At 52.8% G+C, this 14,670-nt stretch carries 22 protein-coding genes, 1 pseudogene and 1 riboswitch; of the genes and pseudogenes, 10 read left to right on the top strand and 13 right to left on the bottom strand.

The window, feature by feature from the left end:
* Positions 1-220 precede the first annotated feature (220 nt).
* Entirely contained in the window at positions 221-856 is a 636-nt protein-coding gene (locus tag CPH80_RS07005) for a LysE family translocator (RefSeq protein WP_096276415.1), read from the top strand.
* 307 nt (positions 857-1,163) lie between these two features.
* Here CPH80_RS07005 and CPH80_RS21615 read toward each other — a convergent pair whose 3' ends face one another.
* The 9 genes from CPH80_RS21615 to CPH80_RS23310 form a co-directional block, all read right to left on the bottom strand.
* Positions 1,164-1,346, bottom strand: a complete 183-nt coding sequence (locus CPH80_RS21615) for a hypothetical protein (RefSeq protein WP_157746866.1) — start codon at positions 1,344-1,346, stop codon at positions 1,164-1,166.
* Between the two features lie 930 nt (positions 1,347-2,276).
* Positions 2,277-2,849 carry a hypothetical protein gene (locus tag CPH80_RS07015; RefSeq protein WP_227520390.1) on the bottom strand — a complete coding sequence of 191 codons (573 nt, stop codon included), beginning with the start codon at positions 2,847-2,849 and terminating at the stop codon, positions 2,277-2,279.
* Positions 2,850-2,852: 3 nt separating this feature from the next.
* The gene (locus CPH80_RS22345) at positions 2,853-3,056 is read right to left on the bottom strand and encodes a hypothetical protein (protein WP_227520391.1); all 204 of its coding nucleotides are present in this window, start codon (positions 3,054-3,056) and stop codon (positions 2,853-2,855) included.
* A 24-nt stretch (positions 3,057-3,080) separates the two neighbouring features.
* Positions 3,081-3,266: a hypothetical protein gene (locus CPH80_RS07020; RefSeq protein WP_096276419.1), complete on the bottom strand. Its 186-nt coding sequence runs from the start codon at positions 3,264-3,266 to the stop codon at positions 3,081-3,083.
* 51 nt (positions 3,267-3,317) lie between these two features.
* Positions 3,318-3,758: a universal stress protein gene (locus tag CPH80_RS07025; RefSeq protein WP_096276421.1), complete on the bottom strand. Its 441-nt coding sequence runs from the start codon at positions 3,756-3,758 to the stop codon at positions 3,318-3,320.
* An 81-nt stretch (positions 3,759-3,839) separates the two neighbouring features.
* Positions 3,840-4,154, bottom strand: coding sequence for a hypothetical protein (locus tag CPH80_RS07030; protein WP_096276423.1), 315 nt, complete (start codon positions 4,152-4,154; stop codon positions 3,840-3,842).
* Positions 4,155-4,399: 245 nt separating this feature from the next.
* Entirely contained in the window at positions 4,400-4,597 is a 198-nt protein-coding gene (locus tag CPH80_RS07035) for a hypothetical protein (RefSeq protein WP_096276425.1), read from the bottom strand.
* Entirely contained in the window at positions 4,594-4,818 is a 225-nt protein-coding gene (locus CPH80_RS22350) for a hypothetical protein (RefSeq protein ID WP_227520571.1), read from the bottom strand. Before CPH80_RS22350 ends, CPH80_RS07035 begins: the two co-directional genes overlap by 4 nt.
* Positions 4,715-5,128 carry a DUF2855 family protein gene (locus CPH80_RS23310; protein ID WP_197703620.1) on the bottom strand — a complete coding sequence of 138 codons (414 nt, stop codon included), beginning with the start codon at positions 5,126-5,128 and terminating at the stop codon, positions 4,715-4,717. Before CPH80_RS23310 ends, CPH80_RS22350 begins: the two co-directional genes overlap by 104 nt.
* 209 nt (positions 5,129-5,337) lie before the next feature.
* Here CPH80_RS23310 and CPH80_RS07045 point away from each other — a divergent pair, with 209 nt between their 5' ends.
* The 3 genes and pseudogenes from CPH80_RS07045 to CPH80_RS07055 all read left to right on the top strand — a co-directional run bounded on the left by CPH80_RS07045 (position 5,338) and on the right by CPH80_RS07055 (position 7,257).
* Entirely contained in the window at positions 5,338-5,553 is a 216-nt protein-coding gene (locus CPH80_RS07045) for a TIGR02450 family Trp-rich protein (protein ID WP_096276429.1), read from the top strand.
* Between the two features lie 100 nt (positions 5,554-5,653).
* Positions 5,654-6,724, top strand: coding sequence for a mechanosensitive ion channel family protein (locus tag CPH80_RS07050; protein WP_096276431.1), 1,071 nt, complete (start codon positions 5,654-5,656; stop codon positions 6,722-6,724).
* Between the two features lie 117 nt (positions 6,725-6,841).
* Positions 6,842-7,257, top strand: a pseudogene (locus CPH80_RS07055) (DUF2238 domain-containing protein).
* A gap of 29 nt (positions 7,258-7,286) precedes the next feature.
* Here the strand turns inward: CPH80_RS07055 and CPH80_RS07060 are convergent.
* Complete coding sequence (locus CPH80_RS07060; protein ID WP_096276433.1) at positions 7,287-8,531, bottom strand: D-amino acid dehydrogenase; 1,245 nt, start codon at positions 8,529-8,531, stop codon at positions 7,287-7,289.
* Positions 8,532-8,695: 164 nt separating this feature from the next.
* A riboswitch (glycine riboswitch) is annotated at positions 8,696-8,794 on the bottom strand.
* 171 nt (positions 8,795-8,965) lie between these two features.
* On the opposite strand from CPH80_RS07060, the gene CPH80_RS07065 reads away from it, so the two are divergent.
* The 4 genes from CPH80_RS07065 to CPH80_RS07080 all read left to right on the top strand — a co-directional run bounded on the left by CPH80_RS07065 (position 8,966) and on the right by CPH80_RS07080 (position 10,674).
* Entirely contained in the window at positions 8,966-9,370 is a 405-nt protein-coding gene (locus CPH80_RS07065) for a nuclear transport factor 2 family protein (protein ID WP_096276435.1), read from the top strand.
* 101 nt (positions 9,371-9,471) lie between these two features.
* On the top strand, positions 9,472-9,843 hold the full coding sequence (locus CPH80_RS07070) for a YajD family HNH nuclease (protein WP_096276437.1): 372 nt from the start codon (positions 9,472-9,474) through the stop codon (positions 9,841-9,843).
* A 117-nt stretch (positions 9,844-9,960) separates the two neighbouring features.
* Positions 9,961-10,167 (top strand): cold-shock protein, encoded by a 207-nt coding sequence (locus CPH80_RS07075; RefSeq protein WP_096276439.1) that lies wholly within the window; start codon positions 9,961-9,963, stop codon positions 10,165-10,167.
* Positions 10,168-10,320: 153 nt separating this feature from the next.
* The gene (locus CPH80_RS07080) at positions 10,321-10,674 is read left to right on the top strand and encodes a YkgJ family cysteine cluster protein (protein ID WP_096276441.1); all 354 of its coding nucleotides are present in this window, start codon (positions 10,321-10,323) and stop codon (positions 10,672-10,674) included.
* Between the two features lie 67 nt (positions 10,675-10,741).
* Here the strand turns inward: CPH80_RS07080 and CPH80_RS07085 are convergent, their stop codons facing one another.
* Positions 10,742-10,936: a CsbD family protein gene (locus CPH80_RS07085; RefSeq protein ID WP_096276443.1), complete on the bottom strand. Its 195-nt coding sequence runs from the start codon at positions 10,934-10,936 to the stop codon at positions 10,742-10,744.
* A gap of 413 nt (positions 10,937-11,349) precedes the next feature.
* Positions 11,350-12,150 (bottom strand): DUF1499 domain-containing protein, encoded by an 801-nt coding sequence (locus tag CPH80_RS07095; RefSeq protein WP_096276447.1) that lies wholly within the window; start codon positions 12,148-12,150, stop codon positions 11,350-11,352.
* Positions 12,151-12,297: 147 nt separating this feature from the next.
* On the opposite strand from CPH80_RS07095, the gene CPH80_RS07100 reads away from it, so the two are divergent.
* Positions 12,298-12,564: a DksA/TraR family C4-type zinc finger protein gene (locus tag CPH80_RS07100; protein ID WP_096276449.1), complete on the top strand. Its 267-nt coding sequence runs from the start codon at positions 12,298-12,300 to the stop codon at positions 12,562-12,564.
* A 42-nt stretch (positions 12,565-12,606) separates the two neighbouring features.
* Complete coding sequence (locus CPH80_RS07105; RefSeq protein ID WP_096276451.1) at positions 12,607-13,620, top strand: class I fructose-bisphosphate aldolase; 1,014 nt, start codon at positions 12,607-12,609, stop codon at positions 13,618-13,620.
* 6 nt (positions 13,621-13,626) lie between these two features.
* Here CPH80_RS07105 and CPH80_RS07110 read toward each other — a convergent pair whose 3' ends face one another.
* Positions 13,627-14,616: a tRNA dihydrouridine synthase gene (locus CPH80_RS07110; RefSeq protein ID WP_096276453.1), complete on the bottom strand. Its 990-nt coding sequence runs from the start codon at positions 14,614-14,616 to the stop codon at positions 13,627-13,629.
* Between the last annotated feature and the right edge of the window lie 54 nt (positions 14,617-14,670).

The raw sequence follows: 14,670 nt of genomic DNA on the forward strand, positions 1-14,670 counted from the left end.
CTAGTGGTTAGCGTTCAATCGGTAAAACCGGCTGAACGGTGATCTTTCCACAGGGGACTTTCACCCCATTAGCTCATGCCCATGCTGGGCGTACACAAGTGCAGGCACGGCGACGCCCTTTTCATTGCGCCTTCGGCTCCATTTCAAGGGCGCGCGTGCTGCAAGCGTTATGTGTATACCGCGCTGCTGATTATATGGTCGCTACAATGGGAGCCTTGGAATGTTTGAGTATACGATTTTACACTGGATGACATTTTTGTCGGCAGCGGTTCTTTTGAACCTTTCGCCTGGGCCAGATATTGCCTTCATTTTGGGTCAGACTCTGCGCAATGGTCTTCGACAGGGCCTCGCCGCTATGTTCGGTATTTGGACAGGTGCTGGATTGCATGTGGTCATGGCAGCAGCCGGACTTTCTGCAATCCTCGCAACTTCAGCGTTGGCTTTTTCAATCGTTAAATGGCTAGGCGCTGCGTATTTGATATGGCTTGGAATCAAGATGCTGCTTTCGCGTGGCGACTCATTTGTCTCGAATGAAAACCCAAACAATCAGAGTAAACACTCGGTCTATTGGCAAGGTGTGCTGGTTTCAGCACTTAATCCGAAGGTGGCCATTTTTTTCCTCGCTTTTTTGCCACAGTTTGTTGTTGAGGGAGCCGGCTCCAATGGTGCTCAGCTATTTCTCCACGGAAGCCTCATAATCGTTGTCGCAGCTTTCATAGAGCCTCCCTTGGTTCTGGCAGGTTCTCGGCTGGGTTCATTTTTGAAGGAAAATCGGCAAGTTGGGCTTTGGATGGATCGAGGCCTTGGGGCATTATTTGTAACCTTGGGTGTACGTCTTGCTGCGAGTACTAGGTAATATCAGTCGCCAGTGCCAACTTTCCATCACATAATCGGGTAGCCGGGGGTATCTAACCCCCAGCCCCCACAACACCCTGCATGCGGGTCCGCACAGGGCGTTTCCCGAAAACGTTCAGAGTAAGATGGCCGATTACCTCCTCCTACCCCAATGATGGCTTCTGATTTTGCGCCAACGTTCCTCAGTCCGGTCGGATATGGAATCGTTGGGCTGCACAGGCTCCTCATTGATTTTCGGGTTCAGGCCTTCACCGTGTCCCAACCATTACGATGGGCGTTTGGCTACTATGCCGTCTGCTGACTTCTGCTCAATCACCGGCAGGGTTACCCCCATCGGCGCTATCGGTGTCCACCTCGTTCGCTCGCAACCGCCGATGGCAACGGCTGCGCCCAGGCTTGATCGACCAGTGGCCTGACTGGTAATTGACCGATTGCTTGTTGAGCAGACCCCGATGCGTCGGACCGCCCCAGATAAGAACATGAACTTTCATTGCACAACTGCATCATTTACGGTGGCCGTTAGATCACGCGGCTTCGCGGAAGGCCGCCCCGTCGGCTTGTGCCAACTCGCCTCCGGCCTACGCCTCATATGATGTTCTTGTTCATCCGCTCGCAGTTTTGCTAGCGGCTTACTTCCGGCCGGCGTTCCGGAGACCGATCCTCACGGATTGGCCCTTGCCATTCGCTAGTGGTTAGCGTTCAATCGGCTAAAACCGGCTGAGCGGTGACCTTCCCACAGGGGACTTTCACCCCATTAGTTCATGCCCATGCTGGGCGTACACAAGTCACAGCAGCGGACGAATTTCAGCCTCCGCTGTGTTTAGCGTTATGTGAGTCCAAAAATTTCGAGGACAAAAATATGAATTTAAGGGTTGTCGGCACCATTGGGACGTTTCTTTTAGTTTTCCTGGGGCTAATGTATAAAGTTGGCGACTTTAACGTCGAAGAATTTTTCGTTTTTCTAGGCTTTGGGTCTATAGCGGGCTTAATCGCTTGGTTTAAACTTTTTAAGCCAAGCTCTCAACGTGAAGGCAACTAAGTGCACATGCTTGGCCATTGAACAGGCATCTATGCTCGTTTTCGCCATTTATTCCGTCTGGGTCAGAAAAATGGAATTCCCCGTGCTGGTACTTGCCGGCATGTCCAGCGTTGCACCAAGAGCATTCAATCGGGTAGCCGGGGGTATCTAACCCTCAGCCCCCACAACACCCTGTACCGATGCGTCGGACCGACGGCTCCGCACAGGGCGTTTCACCGGGAATGGTGAAGCCTGATCCATCCATAACGCAGCGATACATCCGCAAATATATTCAGTGTCATACCCTACCCTCGGAATATACCGCTTCGCTGACATGGAAAATATACGTTTTCTTGCCACTGAAGAATGCAGCATTATTATCTCAACTCGGCGCTCCCTCCAATCAATCAGATAGCGTTTTGCGTATCTGTTCTAGTTCGCTCCGGCGCTCGGGGGTGATTTTTGGGTAGGCCATCTGCAGGCTCTCGAACGTGTCGATGATGATCTGAGCGATCACCAGCCGCGCGTTTTTCTTGTCGTCGGCGGGCACCACATACCAAGGCGAATCCTCAGTGCTGGTGTTGCTCAGGCAGGCTTCATAGGCCCTCATATAGTCATCCCAGAATTTCCGTTCTTCGCTATCGGCCAAGCTGAATTTCCAGCTTTTATCGGGGTCATCAATGCGGCTCAGAAATCGCTGGCGCTGCTCTTCTTTGGAAATGTGCAGGAAAAACTTACAAACGCGTGTACCGTTACGATGTAAGTGCGCTTCCATGTCGGCGATGGATTGGTACCGGCCCTGCCATAGGGTGTTTTTGTCGAGTAATGCATCCGGCAGTGCTTTATTCGTGCGCCAAAGAAAGTCGTGCTCCAGTTCCATGGCGCTGGGACGCTGGAAGCTGAAAACCTGGCAGCCTTGCGGATTGACGCCGGACATTACGTGGCGAATGGCGCCATCTTTGCCCGCTGCATCCATCGCCTAGAAAATCAACAGCATCGCATAACGGTTAGAGGCATAATGCAGTTGTTGAAGATCACTCAGCTCAGCCACTTGGCTTTGCAGCTGCTTTTTATAGTCCTTCTTGGAGGTGTAAAAGGGATCCACCCTCGTCGGCCACTGGCCGAGATCGACTGCACGCCCCTCTTTTACGCGGAATTGAGCGGTATCGAACGTCATCCCCATTTGGCAGTGCACTCCAGCAGCAACTCAGTGACGCGGGTTACTGTCACCAGAGGATGAATCGTCATCGGATGAGTTGTCATCCGCTTTGAGGTAGTAATCCTTTTCCTCGAATGTCTTCATGTCAGGATCTTCAATGTTGTTCTTGCGACGGCCCTGATAAAGCCAGAAGGCCACAACAGCGCCAATAATGATCAGTATGATCCACTTCATGTCCGTTTCCTCCACACAGTGAGATACCTTATATTCGGGCATTCCATGCTGTTACTCGCTTACAACAGTAACCGGACGAGTGGCGTGCCTGACGACCTTTTCACTGATACTGCCCAAAGTCAGGCTGCGCACCGCCGAATGGCCGCGCCTTCCCAAAACCAGGTGAGTACCGGGATTGGCTTCCAGATATTCAATGATTTCATGAGCGGGATCACCTTTGAGCAGGATTTCTTCGGTTGGATTGAGCTTCCCACTTACGGCCTCTTTCGCGGCGTCGAACACTTTGCGCCCATACTCCTGTTGTTCTTCCTCAAGATCGCTGGGGGCTGCGCCGCTGATAATCATCCTCTCTACCTTTGAGCCCGGAAATACCGATAACAGCTTCAATGGGTGACCGGTGGCTTTTGCCAGTTCGGCTGCCATTTTTGCTGCCTTTAACGATTGATCTGAACCGTCGCAAGCGACCACGATGCTCGGAGTAACGTTAGCCATTATACCTTCTCCCTTCCTACTGGATGTACTACCAGCAGAACAGATTTATTTAACCGATGTAAATCAAAATTGATTGGTGTTTCAGCGCTGAGCTTCAATGCGGTCCCAGTTGACGTTATTGACCGTCGAGTCAGTGTTGGGGTTGTAGAGCGCATCGCTATTGAGAATATAGGTGCTGTTACCATCAGTATAGACTTGGTCGTAGAAGCTGGGGAGCTTGATTGTCTCACCTGAAGGTGTGGTGTACGGCGTCTCTTCTCGTATGGTGTCCACGTATTGCTCCTGAATACGATCACTGGCCGCGGAGCGCTCCTTGTAACCACCGACAATTATGTCGTTGATATCGCTGTTAATTTTCTGCATCTTGCGATTGTGATCCTGCCAGTATCGTTGCATCTCTGCTTCCCATATCGGATTGGTGCGGATCGACTGGACAATGGCTGAGAGAACCGCGTCGACCAGGTAGTTGGTGCCAGCCAGGCCACGGAAACGCGGAAAAGATCTCTGAGATCAGCTCGCACGATATCGAACTCATGGTCAACGAAATCGTATTCGCTCAATATGAAACCAGAGACGTTCAAGGCCCCTATCAGGTTCTGCATCGCATCAAGTTAGGCAGTGCGGCTGCAGAAAGCCCCGATTCAGTTTAACGGAGCGAGTGCGACGATGACTCCTTCGTCTGCGGCCAGTTTACCTTGGCAAATATCCGGGTAGATCTCTGTCAGTCCGCTCAAGCCTTGCACCGTTCTGATTTTTAACCAGTTGCGGCTCCAGGCGGCCGAGGCATGCATAAAGCGCTCACTCTGTTCAGAGAAGCCCTGCGGCCCCCAGTCTTTCATGCGTTTCTAGATGTACGTAGGCGCAAAGAAAACTCGCTTTTAGCCTCGTCCAGTCCGGCATCTCCTCGGCTCTCGGTCCAATGGGTCAGGCCAACTCTGATACTGTAATTCAGGTTTTCACCCAGCAGTTGGGCCAGCTGCTTTACTAGGGGGAGGTTGTGTGACGAAGTGAGCGCAACCGCAGATGGTGCGTCTGGGTCGTCTGCCAGTGCAAAGGCCAAGCCGGTGCTCAGTAATCTGTGTCGGCTGCATGACGACATGTGTTGCCGGAGGAAAGTAACCGAATAGCCTCTCGCCCACGGTTATCTGATCACAGCTAGAATCGATTACGTCTGCGAAACCCCAAACAGGGATGACGCCCCAGCCATCGCTGTCTTCACCCGCAGGCGGGTAAAACTGCCAGTAGCCGAGCATGTCACCGGCTGCTGCATAGGTAATGTTGTTAGCGGTAAAAGAGAAGCTGTCTACCGCAAGCCTGATGTGTCCGGGCGCGAGTGGTGAGGCGACTGTGTTGGTATCAAGAGGAACCAAGCGTTGCGTGAGAAATCGTCTTTTCGTATCTGAAATTGCGACATCTTCAGGCCCTCTTTGATTTGGTTCATATGTTTTGCAATGTTGATGATTTATCGTAGCACACTGTCATAAAAGCACTTCGCCACGGGCGATTGCACGTGAACACCCAACTTAAAAAAACCCAAACCACAGGAAAGTAGGCACCAGGTAATGGTAAGGAAGTATCCGTGAACAAAATTAATGCTAAGAAGTTGCTGAATAGTAAATGGACTGCGGTCCATCCAGTGAATAAGGAGAAGCATTTCCTTGTAACAGCGCTGGAGTTCGACGAAGAGGGTGATGTCGTTTATTGTCTGATAGAGGCCGTGATATCCAATCGCTCTGAGCCAATAGAGTGGACGACTTTTAAAAATGATAGCAACTGGCTTCAAGGTTGGAAATAGAAGGTTTTCTGGCCAATCTGCCATTTGATGAGTGTCGAGGCATAGGGAAAGCTCGGGGTTAACACTTGGGGCTTCAGAGTCATTATCCGGGGAGTACAGAATGTTGGAGTCGATCGAGGCCGGTCTCGCCGCATGGCTGTTGCCGGGGGCATCTGCGTTGCTGGCGCTGGTGGCAACCTACGCCACCTATCGCATTGCGTTGGCACTTACACGCCGCTTTACGCGCTCCAAGGCCGTTCCCCGTATTTTTCTCGACGCCGCAGCCCGCGCCCTGGGCGTGTTTTTATGTCTGCTGGTATTGAACGGGGTCTTGGAAACCGCACCCGAAGGCCTTCCCCTGCTGACGGAGCTGCAGCATCTGGCCACACTGCTGCTGATCCTGTCGCTGACCTGGGCAGCGGTTCGCTGCACCTCGGCCATTGGGGATGTGATTGTCACGCTCAACCCGGTGCTTGAGGGCCAATGGAAACGTGCCCGTAAAGTCGAAACACAAACTCGTTTTCTGGTTCGCGGCCTCAATATCCTGATTGTGATTATAGGGCTGGGGACAGCCCTGATGACCTTTGAAAGCGTGCGCCACGTTGGTGGCAGTTTGCTGGCCTCCGCGGGTATTGGTGGCATTGTGCTGGGCTTCGCGGCCCGCCCGGTGCTGGGTAACCTGCTGGCGGGCATGCAGATTGCACTGACCCAGCCGTTCCGCATCGACGATGTTCTTCATGTTCAGGGCGAGTGGTGCTGGGTGGAGGAAGTGACCGCGACCTACGTGGTGTTGCGGGTTTGGGATTTGCGCCGGCTGATCGTGCCATTGCAATGGTTTATCGAGAACCCATTTCAGAACTGGTCGCGCAATACCGCAGACATGATGGGTACGGTGTTTCTCTCGCTCGATTACGCCATGCCAGTTCAGCCGTTGCGCGAGGAATTCGCACGCCTGCTTCGGCAATCGCCCCTGTGGGACGGAAAAACAGAGACAGTGCAGGTAACCGACTCCGGCGAGCGGGCTTTGCAGATACGCTTCCTCATGAGCGCCTCGAATTCCAGCCAAGCCTGGGATTTGCGCTGCGCAGTGCGGGAGGGGCTGGTGGCCTTCGTCCAGAATCACTACCCAGAATACCTACCCCGTGTTCGGGCCCGGCTGGTGGATGGGCCAGATTCGGCCTCGGATCAGTAAATCACCTGTCTCAAGGAAGCACTTGCAAGGAGAAGCACAATCAAAAATCTATGGATTGGCATTTTCCTGGCCGTATTAATTTGGTCAGGGATAAACCCAAAAGATCAAATAACGTGGATGCTGGAGGTTCTTCCTGCAGTGCTCGGCGCTGTTGCTCTGGCGTTTACTTATCGAAGCTTCCGGCTGACCTCAATAGTGTATTTTCTTATCTTGGCGCATTGCGTCGTTTTGATGATTGGCGGCCATTACACCTATGCAGAGGTTCCCCTCTTTGATGGTCTTTTTGGCGCGGAAAGAAACAACTACGACAAACTCGGCCACTTCTTCCAGGGTTTTGTGCCTGCGCTGATTGCCAGAGAAATTTTAATCAGAAAACGTGTTGTGAATGGGCGATGGTGGCTACAGCCTTTTTGGGGACTCAGGGTTATGTTTGGGATACACAATCGGATATGGCGCTGGCGTTAGTTGGGGCTATCTCTGCCTTGGCATTGCTCTCTAAATACCATGATAGCCAGATCGCCCGCCTCGCTTAGCGAGACAGAGCGACGGCTAAATTCGGAAACTAGCGGGTAGCGCTGACCGTATGGCCAGCCGATGCGGCTTCAACGGTATCAGCCAGCATCTCAGCCGTGATTGCCGACAGGGTCCAGCCCAGGTGACCATGGCCCGTGTTATAGAACACGGTAGGAAGGCTGCCTGGCCCTACTCGCGGCATCATATTGGGCAACATGGGGCGCAGCCCCGCCCAAGGCACAACACGCCGGGTACAGACCCCTGGGAAGCATTGCTCTACCCAACGGGTGAGCGGTTGAATCCGATCATCCCGGATATTGCGGTTGTACCCGTTAAATTCGGCCGTACCCGCCACCCGGAAACGCGTATCACCCAGCCGGCTGGTGACCAGCTTGGTGGCATCGTCGAGCAGGCTGACGGTCGGCGCTGCGTTTTGAGAAACCTCGTCGTCCAGCTCAACGGTAATGGAATAGCCCTTGACCGGATAAATATTAACGCGGTCTCCCAGTTTCGCGGCCAGGTCCCGGCTACCAACGCCTGCACAAATCACCACGCCATCGTAGGTTTCACGGGTTTGCTGTTCGCCGTCAAATGAGGTTACCCACGCATTGGTTTGATCCGCACTCAGTTCGGTTACCGTGTGTCCGTAGCAGGTTTTGACCCCAAGACGTTGGATGGCCTCTGCCAGACCGCTGGTGAACTTGTGGATATCACCGGTTGAATCGCTTTCGGTAAAAAAACCACCGTAATAGGTGCCGGCCAAGGTGGGTTCGATTGCACGCATTTCCTCGGGAGAGACAGCCCGGCGCTCTAGGCCTCCAGCGGCCAACAGTTTTGAGACGTTCGCCGCGTGATCGAAACCGGCTTTGTCTCGATAGATATGCAAAATACCCTGCTTCTTGAGGTCGAAATCGATACCTTCTACTTGCGCCCACTCAAAAAGGAAGTCACGGGCGGCAATCGCCAAACGTGCGGTTTCGGTGGTGTTTTTTTCGTACTGGGGCATCGCGGCAACAAACTCGGCAAACCAGCTCAACTTATGCCAAGAAGGCCTGGGGTTGACCAGCAATGGGGCGTCGTTGCGAAACATCCACTTAATGCCTTTGGCGACAGTCTGCCAGTTATTCCAGACCTCGGCATTGGACGCCGAAAGTTGTCCACCGTTGGCGAAGGAGGTTTCCATCGCCGCATAACGGTGCTTCTCGTAAACTGTGACATCCAAACCACGCTTGGCAAGCGTGTATGCGGTCGTGATACCGGTAATACCACCCCCAATTACGGCAATTCGCTTCATAGCAATCTCCAAAGAGCGTCCAGGGTTTCCTCTCTACGCCTAGCGGTAGAAAGCACCCCTTCCGTCACGGGACCTGAGAGATTCGCGCACCGTTTCAACGGAAACGGCCGTTTGCTCCTTCGGTGTGCCGGCTAACGCAGTCGCCGACAGCTCTTCGGAAAGTCGTCATGTTAACGGTCCTTTTGCCTGAGAGTTTCCGGGGCAGTTGCTCCTTCGGCGCCGACCACACAGTTGTGCGATTCGATCTCTCCCGCTAACACGTCGGATTTTTAATGAATCCTATCCTGCGTCGCAACATAGCAAATAATTCAGCAATACAACATCTCCGGGATTCCCGAATTTACCTATCGGCGCGCACATACACATGTGTTGTCTGTCTTTTTTTGGTATACAGGGCATTCAAATCATCCCCGTATTAGAAGTGGAGTCTAATAATGCAGCCGAAAACCATCGTGGAGCAGTTTATCGCTGACATCCATGCCCAGCGTTTTGATGAGGCAAAAACCTTGTTGGTTGCTGAAGGGTTTGAATATGTCGGGCCGAATATGCGCTTTCTTAGCCCGGATGACATAATGTCCTATCAATTCGGTATGGCCGCCATCCAGAAAAACCTAATTCTCCGTCAGCTCAGTGCCGACGGTGAGCACGTGTTCGCGATCCTGGATTATCAGACCAACTTTGAACCGATTGGGGATGTGCGGCTTGCCGTCTGGTTTCGTGTGCGGGACGACAAGATCCACACGATGGAAGCCTTCTATAATGCGGCAGTGGTTGAAAACATGCTGGGAGGCACCTCCCTTCAGCCCGCTGAATCCACGGGGGTCTCGCCGGCGGTATAATCGAGCGGTAAAAAGTTATTGATAGCCACGGAGGGTGACTATGCTTAAGGTACCTCACTGGAGAACACTGAATTGAGAACATCACACGGAAGGGAACACTCGTGAGCCAGAACGTCGGCGACACAAGCAAGCTGGATAAGTTACTGGCTGAGCAGCGTGAGTACATCGCGAAACGCGAAGGCGGTTATCGTGAACGCGCCCTGAAAATATACCCGTGGGTGTGCGGGCGTTGCGCCCGCGAGTTTACCCGCATAAATTTGCGGGAGCTAACCGTGCACCATGTTGATCATGATCACGACAATAATCCCTCCGATGGCAGTAACTGGGAGTTATTGTGCGTGTACTGTCACGATGAAGAGCACAGTAAGTTTGAAGATTTCGTGCGCTACGGTGGCAGTTCGGAGAAAAGGCGAGAAGCGGCTACGCACAATCCGTTTGCCGGCCTTAAGGAAGCACTTGAGAAGAAAAACTGACCGGTTTCTAAAAACTGGGTCAGGCGAGTTTGTGCATAACGCGATTCAAGGTCTGTTTTTGTAATGGTGATAGCTAAAACAGAATTATATTTTTCACCACAATATAAAGAGAACGCTATGAGTAAGGGTACAGTTAAGTGGTTTAATCCAGATAAAGGCTTTGGCTTTATTACTCCAGAAGACGGAAGCAAGGATTTGTTTGTTCATTATTCTGAAATTCAAGCAGACGGCGGATTCGCAACATTGAATGACGGCCAAGCTGTTGAATTCGAAGTTGGCGAAGGTCAAAAAGGCCCGTGTGCAAATAAAGTGGTTCCACTTTAAGCGATAGCACATAACGCCCAAAGCAGCGGGTCGGTTTCGCCGCCCGCTGCTTTGGCGTTTTATATTGCACTGAAATTTTAAAGAAGTAGCTACATTATAGTGAATTGTGTGTAGAGAACTGATTGTAGTCAGCTGCACAGATGGTGGGTATACATGTATAAAAATCGAGATATTATCGCGAGACTGCGCGAGCGCATTCCAACGTTCGAGTGTGTGAAAGGTTGTCACGATTGCTGCGGTCCGGTAACCACGTCTTCAGAAGAAATGTCGCGCCTGCCGGTGAAAACTGACGCCGAACATGAAGCGGCGCTAAATGACCTGAGTTGCGTACACCTTGGCCCTAATGGTTGCACTGTTTACGGGGAGCGTCCTTTGGTCTGCCGATTGTTCGGCACAACACCAAGTATGCCCTGCCCAAACGATCGCCGCCCAGAAAATATGGTTGAGCCTGAAATTGAGCGACAGGTTCATCACTACATTGCTAACACTCGTCAAGTATTGGTGTAATCCAAAAAAACCGGCGCCTGCATGAAAGCGGGCGCCGGTTTGTTTATACCGTAACGGCTATAAATACTTAGAAGTCAGAAATCTTTTCCCATTCTTTCTCAGCTTCATCTTTTTTCATGCCGTACTTCTCTTGAACTTTGCCAACAAAGTGGTCGCGGCGGCCGGCGATTTCGTCTACATCGTCGTCTGTTAACTTGCCCCAATTCTCGCGTACCTTACCTTTGAGTTGCTTCCAGTTACCTTCAATGATGTCATTATTCATAACTCGCTCCTCGCCTTAAAAGGGCCGTGCATAAAATAGAACACCGCCAAAATGAAAGGAATATCCGGATTGTCGTTCCTACAACAATCCGTTACATCGGTTTTCAATTTGTCACAGGGCTCGTCGTTTGGCAATGATTCCTGTGTTGCGATTAATTCATAATGGGCGTTGCTATTTGCTTTGCTATCCTAACCTTGGGGTGACCTTAAAGGATGGTCGGAAAACTCTGCACATCGCCCCGCCAAAACCTCAATATATGTCCCTTGAACGGCCGTTCAAGGTAGTCGGTATGCTCTGGTTTAACGTGTGAGTAGCTAAACCCGTGTGTTTCCATACGCCGACTAAATTTAGTTTTCCTTCCCCGTCCTGGGTCAACCCCCCTCTGCCAGCCTATGAAAAGAAGCGGCAAAATCCTATACCTTCAGAGTATACCCATGTTGTGCATTAACAACGACTCGCCGGCTCGCCAGGTCCTCCAAAAACGCCTGAATCCGCTCGGCATTGGTGCCTACGTCGCTCTTCCCTACCCTTGAGGCGGAACGCATATCAACTTGCACGCCGGTTCCCGTCTCAGTCATGCGGATCACTACGTCATCTTTGAAACCGAACCAACGCGTGGTCGCCGTCGCTTCGATGGTGCTCTCGGTGGTTTCTGCAACCTCCCAGCCACGCTTCTGAACAGTTGCTGTGGCGGCGTCCATCGCGTCTGCCAGCTGCATATTGAGAACGATCGATTTTAATTGCGGATAGCCTGCACGTTGCTGGCGCGCCGTGTCTTCTCCGGGGTAGTCCACTGCATTAGGCGCTTCCTCACGAGCCGCGGCTAACGCCTTAAATTCGGGAGGGTTTTCCATGTCAGTGGTGATATCGTGGATGGGAGGTACGCTTTGGGCTCGCTGTTTCAGCTGCATGGGCATGGCGATCATTGCGACCACCGCCAAGCTCACGAGTGCACCGGTGAGTGCCGGACGCCACCGGCGGCAGATTCCACCAACAACCAGTGCTATCAGGCCTGCCGCGGCGGCAGCTACCGAAAGTTGCGCACCCTGGCGCAGCCATGTGAAAGACGTGCCTAATCCTATCCACTCAGCCTTGTAGGCTACCCCGGAACCAACCATCAGCATCGCTGCTGTTATCAGCACAATCACACTAAGCAAGGCGGTAACCAACGGCCATTTTCCGCCACGGCGGGATGAGTTTGTTTTTGAAAGCATTCTGGTTCCTTTTATAATCGAGGATCGTTTAGCTGGGGGTCGAAAATTCACACCACATCATTTACGGAACGCCACCTTAGCCCGATCACTATGGCTTTGGTATGCTATGGGCATACGATAGGTTAAGCGTTTCGCAGGAGCAACATTATGGCTGGTGGATGGGCCCGCGATGGGGCTGTGCAGGATCAGATTGATGCAAGTGTGGAAGATGCCGTTGCCGAGGCTCGTAGCCGGTTGAGCACAGGTGAAAGCGCGGAATTCTGTGAAGAATGCGACTGCCCTATTCCGGAAGCGCGGCGCAAAGCCATTCCCGGTGTTCGCCTGTGCGTAACCTGCCAAGCAGAGCTGGAAAAGCAGGACACGGCTTCAGGTGGCATCAACCGCCGAGGCAGTAAAGACAGCCAGCTGCGATAGCCCAAAGCAATACGCCATGACACACCTAATAAAGGAGCCAGCATGACTACTCAAAGCGAACTGCTTTCAACGATTCAGGAGCTTGTTCAGCCAGGCAGAGGCATTCTTGCGGCCGATGAAAGTGACCCCACCATCGCCAAGCGTTTCAACGCTGTTGATGTTGAACCCACAGAAGATAAGCGCCGGGAATACCGCAGCCTGATTTTCTCCACGCCGGGGATTGGGGAGTTCATCAGTGGTGTGATTCTTTTTGAGGAAACCCTTGGCCAGAAAAGTCTGGATAACGTGCCGATGGCAAAGCTGCTGGAAAGTCAGGGTATTGTGCCAGGCATTAAGGTAGACAAGGGAAAGAAGCCCCTGACCAACGCCCCCGGTGATGAAATAACCTATGGCTTAGACGGCCTAGACGACCGATTGGAAGTCTACAAAAACCAGGGTGCCCGCTTTGCCAAGTGGCGCGGTGTGTACAACATTTCTAACACCTTGCCTTCACGCGCGGCGATGGAAGCCAACGCTGAAATGTTAGCCAGGTACGCCGCACTCTGCCAATCCATGGGCATTGTACCGATTGTGGAGCCAGAGGTTTTAATTGATGGCGATCACACCATCGAACGGTCTGCGGAAGTGAACGAAGCGGTCATTACAGAGGTTTTCAACGCACTTCGCCGTCACAGCGTGCAACTGGAAACGATGATTCTGAAACCCAGCATGGTAACCCCTGGCAAGGAATGTGCGAAGGCATCGCCGGAGGAAGTGGCGGAAGCCACGTTGCGGGTATTCCGCAAAATTGTGCCTGCGGCGGTTCCAGGTATCAGCTTTCTTTCGGGCGGGCAAACGCCTGAAGAAGCCACGCTCAACCTGAACGCCCTGAACAGCCTGGGGCAGCTTCCTTGGCACCTGAGCTTTTCCTACGGCCGCGCGCTGCAAGAACCCGCACAAAAAGCATGGGCCGGAAACCTGAGCAATCGTTCAGACACCCAATCCGCCATGCTCAAGCGGGCACGTTTAAACAGTGCCGCAACAAAAGGCCAGTATACTTCCGATATGGAAACCTGAGGGAGATCAGGCTGCCTGAACGGCAGCCCCGGAAGCAACAACTGAAGCGGGTACAGCCTGTTCAAGGCACGTCAGCATGGGCGCAACCTCACGAATTTTGCGGGCTTGGGGCCACAGAGCTTCCGCTTCTGGAAACCCCCGCCGTAGCAAGTTCAGCCACTGTTTAATGCGACCGGTCACGTACTTGTCTTCCAGCCAACCTTGAAGCACTCCGGCGTATTCTTTCACCAGTACCACCGCTTCTAGCCAAGTCATATCTTCAACCTGTACATCCTGCTGGCTGGCTTTGATCTGTCGCGCCAAGTCTGGCCGCGCAATCAGGCCCCGGCCGATCATCACATCCTCACAACCGGAAACCTCACGGCAACGCCAGTAATCTGCCACGGTCCAGATCTCGCCGTTGGCGATCACTTTGGCCTTCACCGCTTCCCGGGCCTTGGCGATTTCTTCCCAGTACGCCGGCGGTTTGTAGCCATCCACCTTACTGCGCGCATGAATAACAATTTCTTCTGCTCCGGCCGCTTCCAGCGCTTGAGCGCAGGCGACACCCATAGAGCGATCGTCATACCCTAAGCGCATCTTCGCTGTTACCGGAACATGTGCGGGAACGGCTTTACGTACCGCCGCTACAATCTCATGCATCAACTCCGGCTCCCGCATCAGCACACATCCACCCTTGTGCTTGTTCACTGTTTTGGCAGGACAACCGAAATTGATATCCACCTGAGTGGCGCCCAGCTCCACCGCCCTCAGCCCGTGACGACCCATCATTTCGGGGTCCGATCCCAAAAGCTGAACAGCCACGGGCGTACCCACCTGAGTGAGGGACCGGTTATTAAGCTCGGGCGCATACTTGTAAAAAATCCGGGGCGGCAACATGCCGTGAGTCACGCGAATGAACTCGGTTACGCACCGGTCAATACCGCCGACTTTGGTCAGGGTTTCACGGATAGGTGCGTCGACCAGCCCTTCCATCGGGGCAAGGATGATTCGCATGAAGGCTCCAGAAACTGAAAGAAAAAAGAAAATGCAGCTGATCAAAAATCAGGC

It is taken from the genome of Marinobacter sp. LV10R510-11A (genome assembly GCF_900215155.1).
Classification (GTDB): Bacteria; Pseudomonadota; Gammaproteobacteria; order Pseudomonadales; family Oleiphilaceae; genus Marinobacter.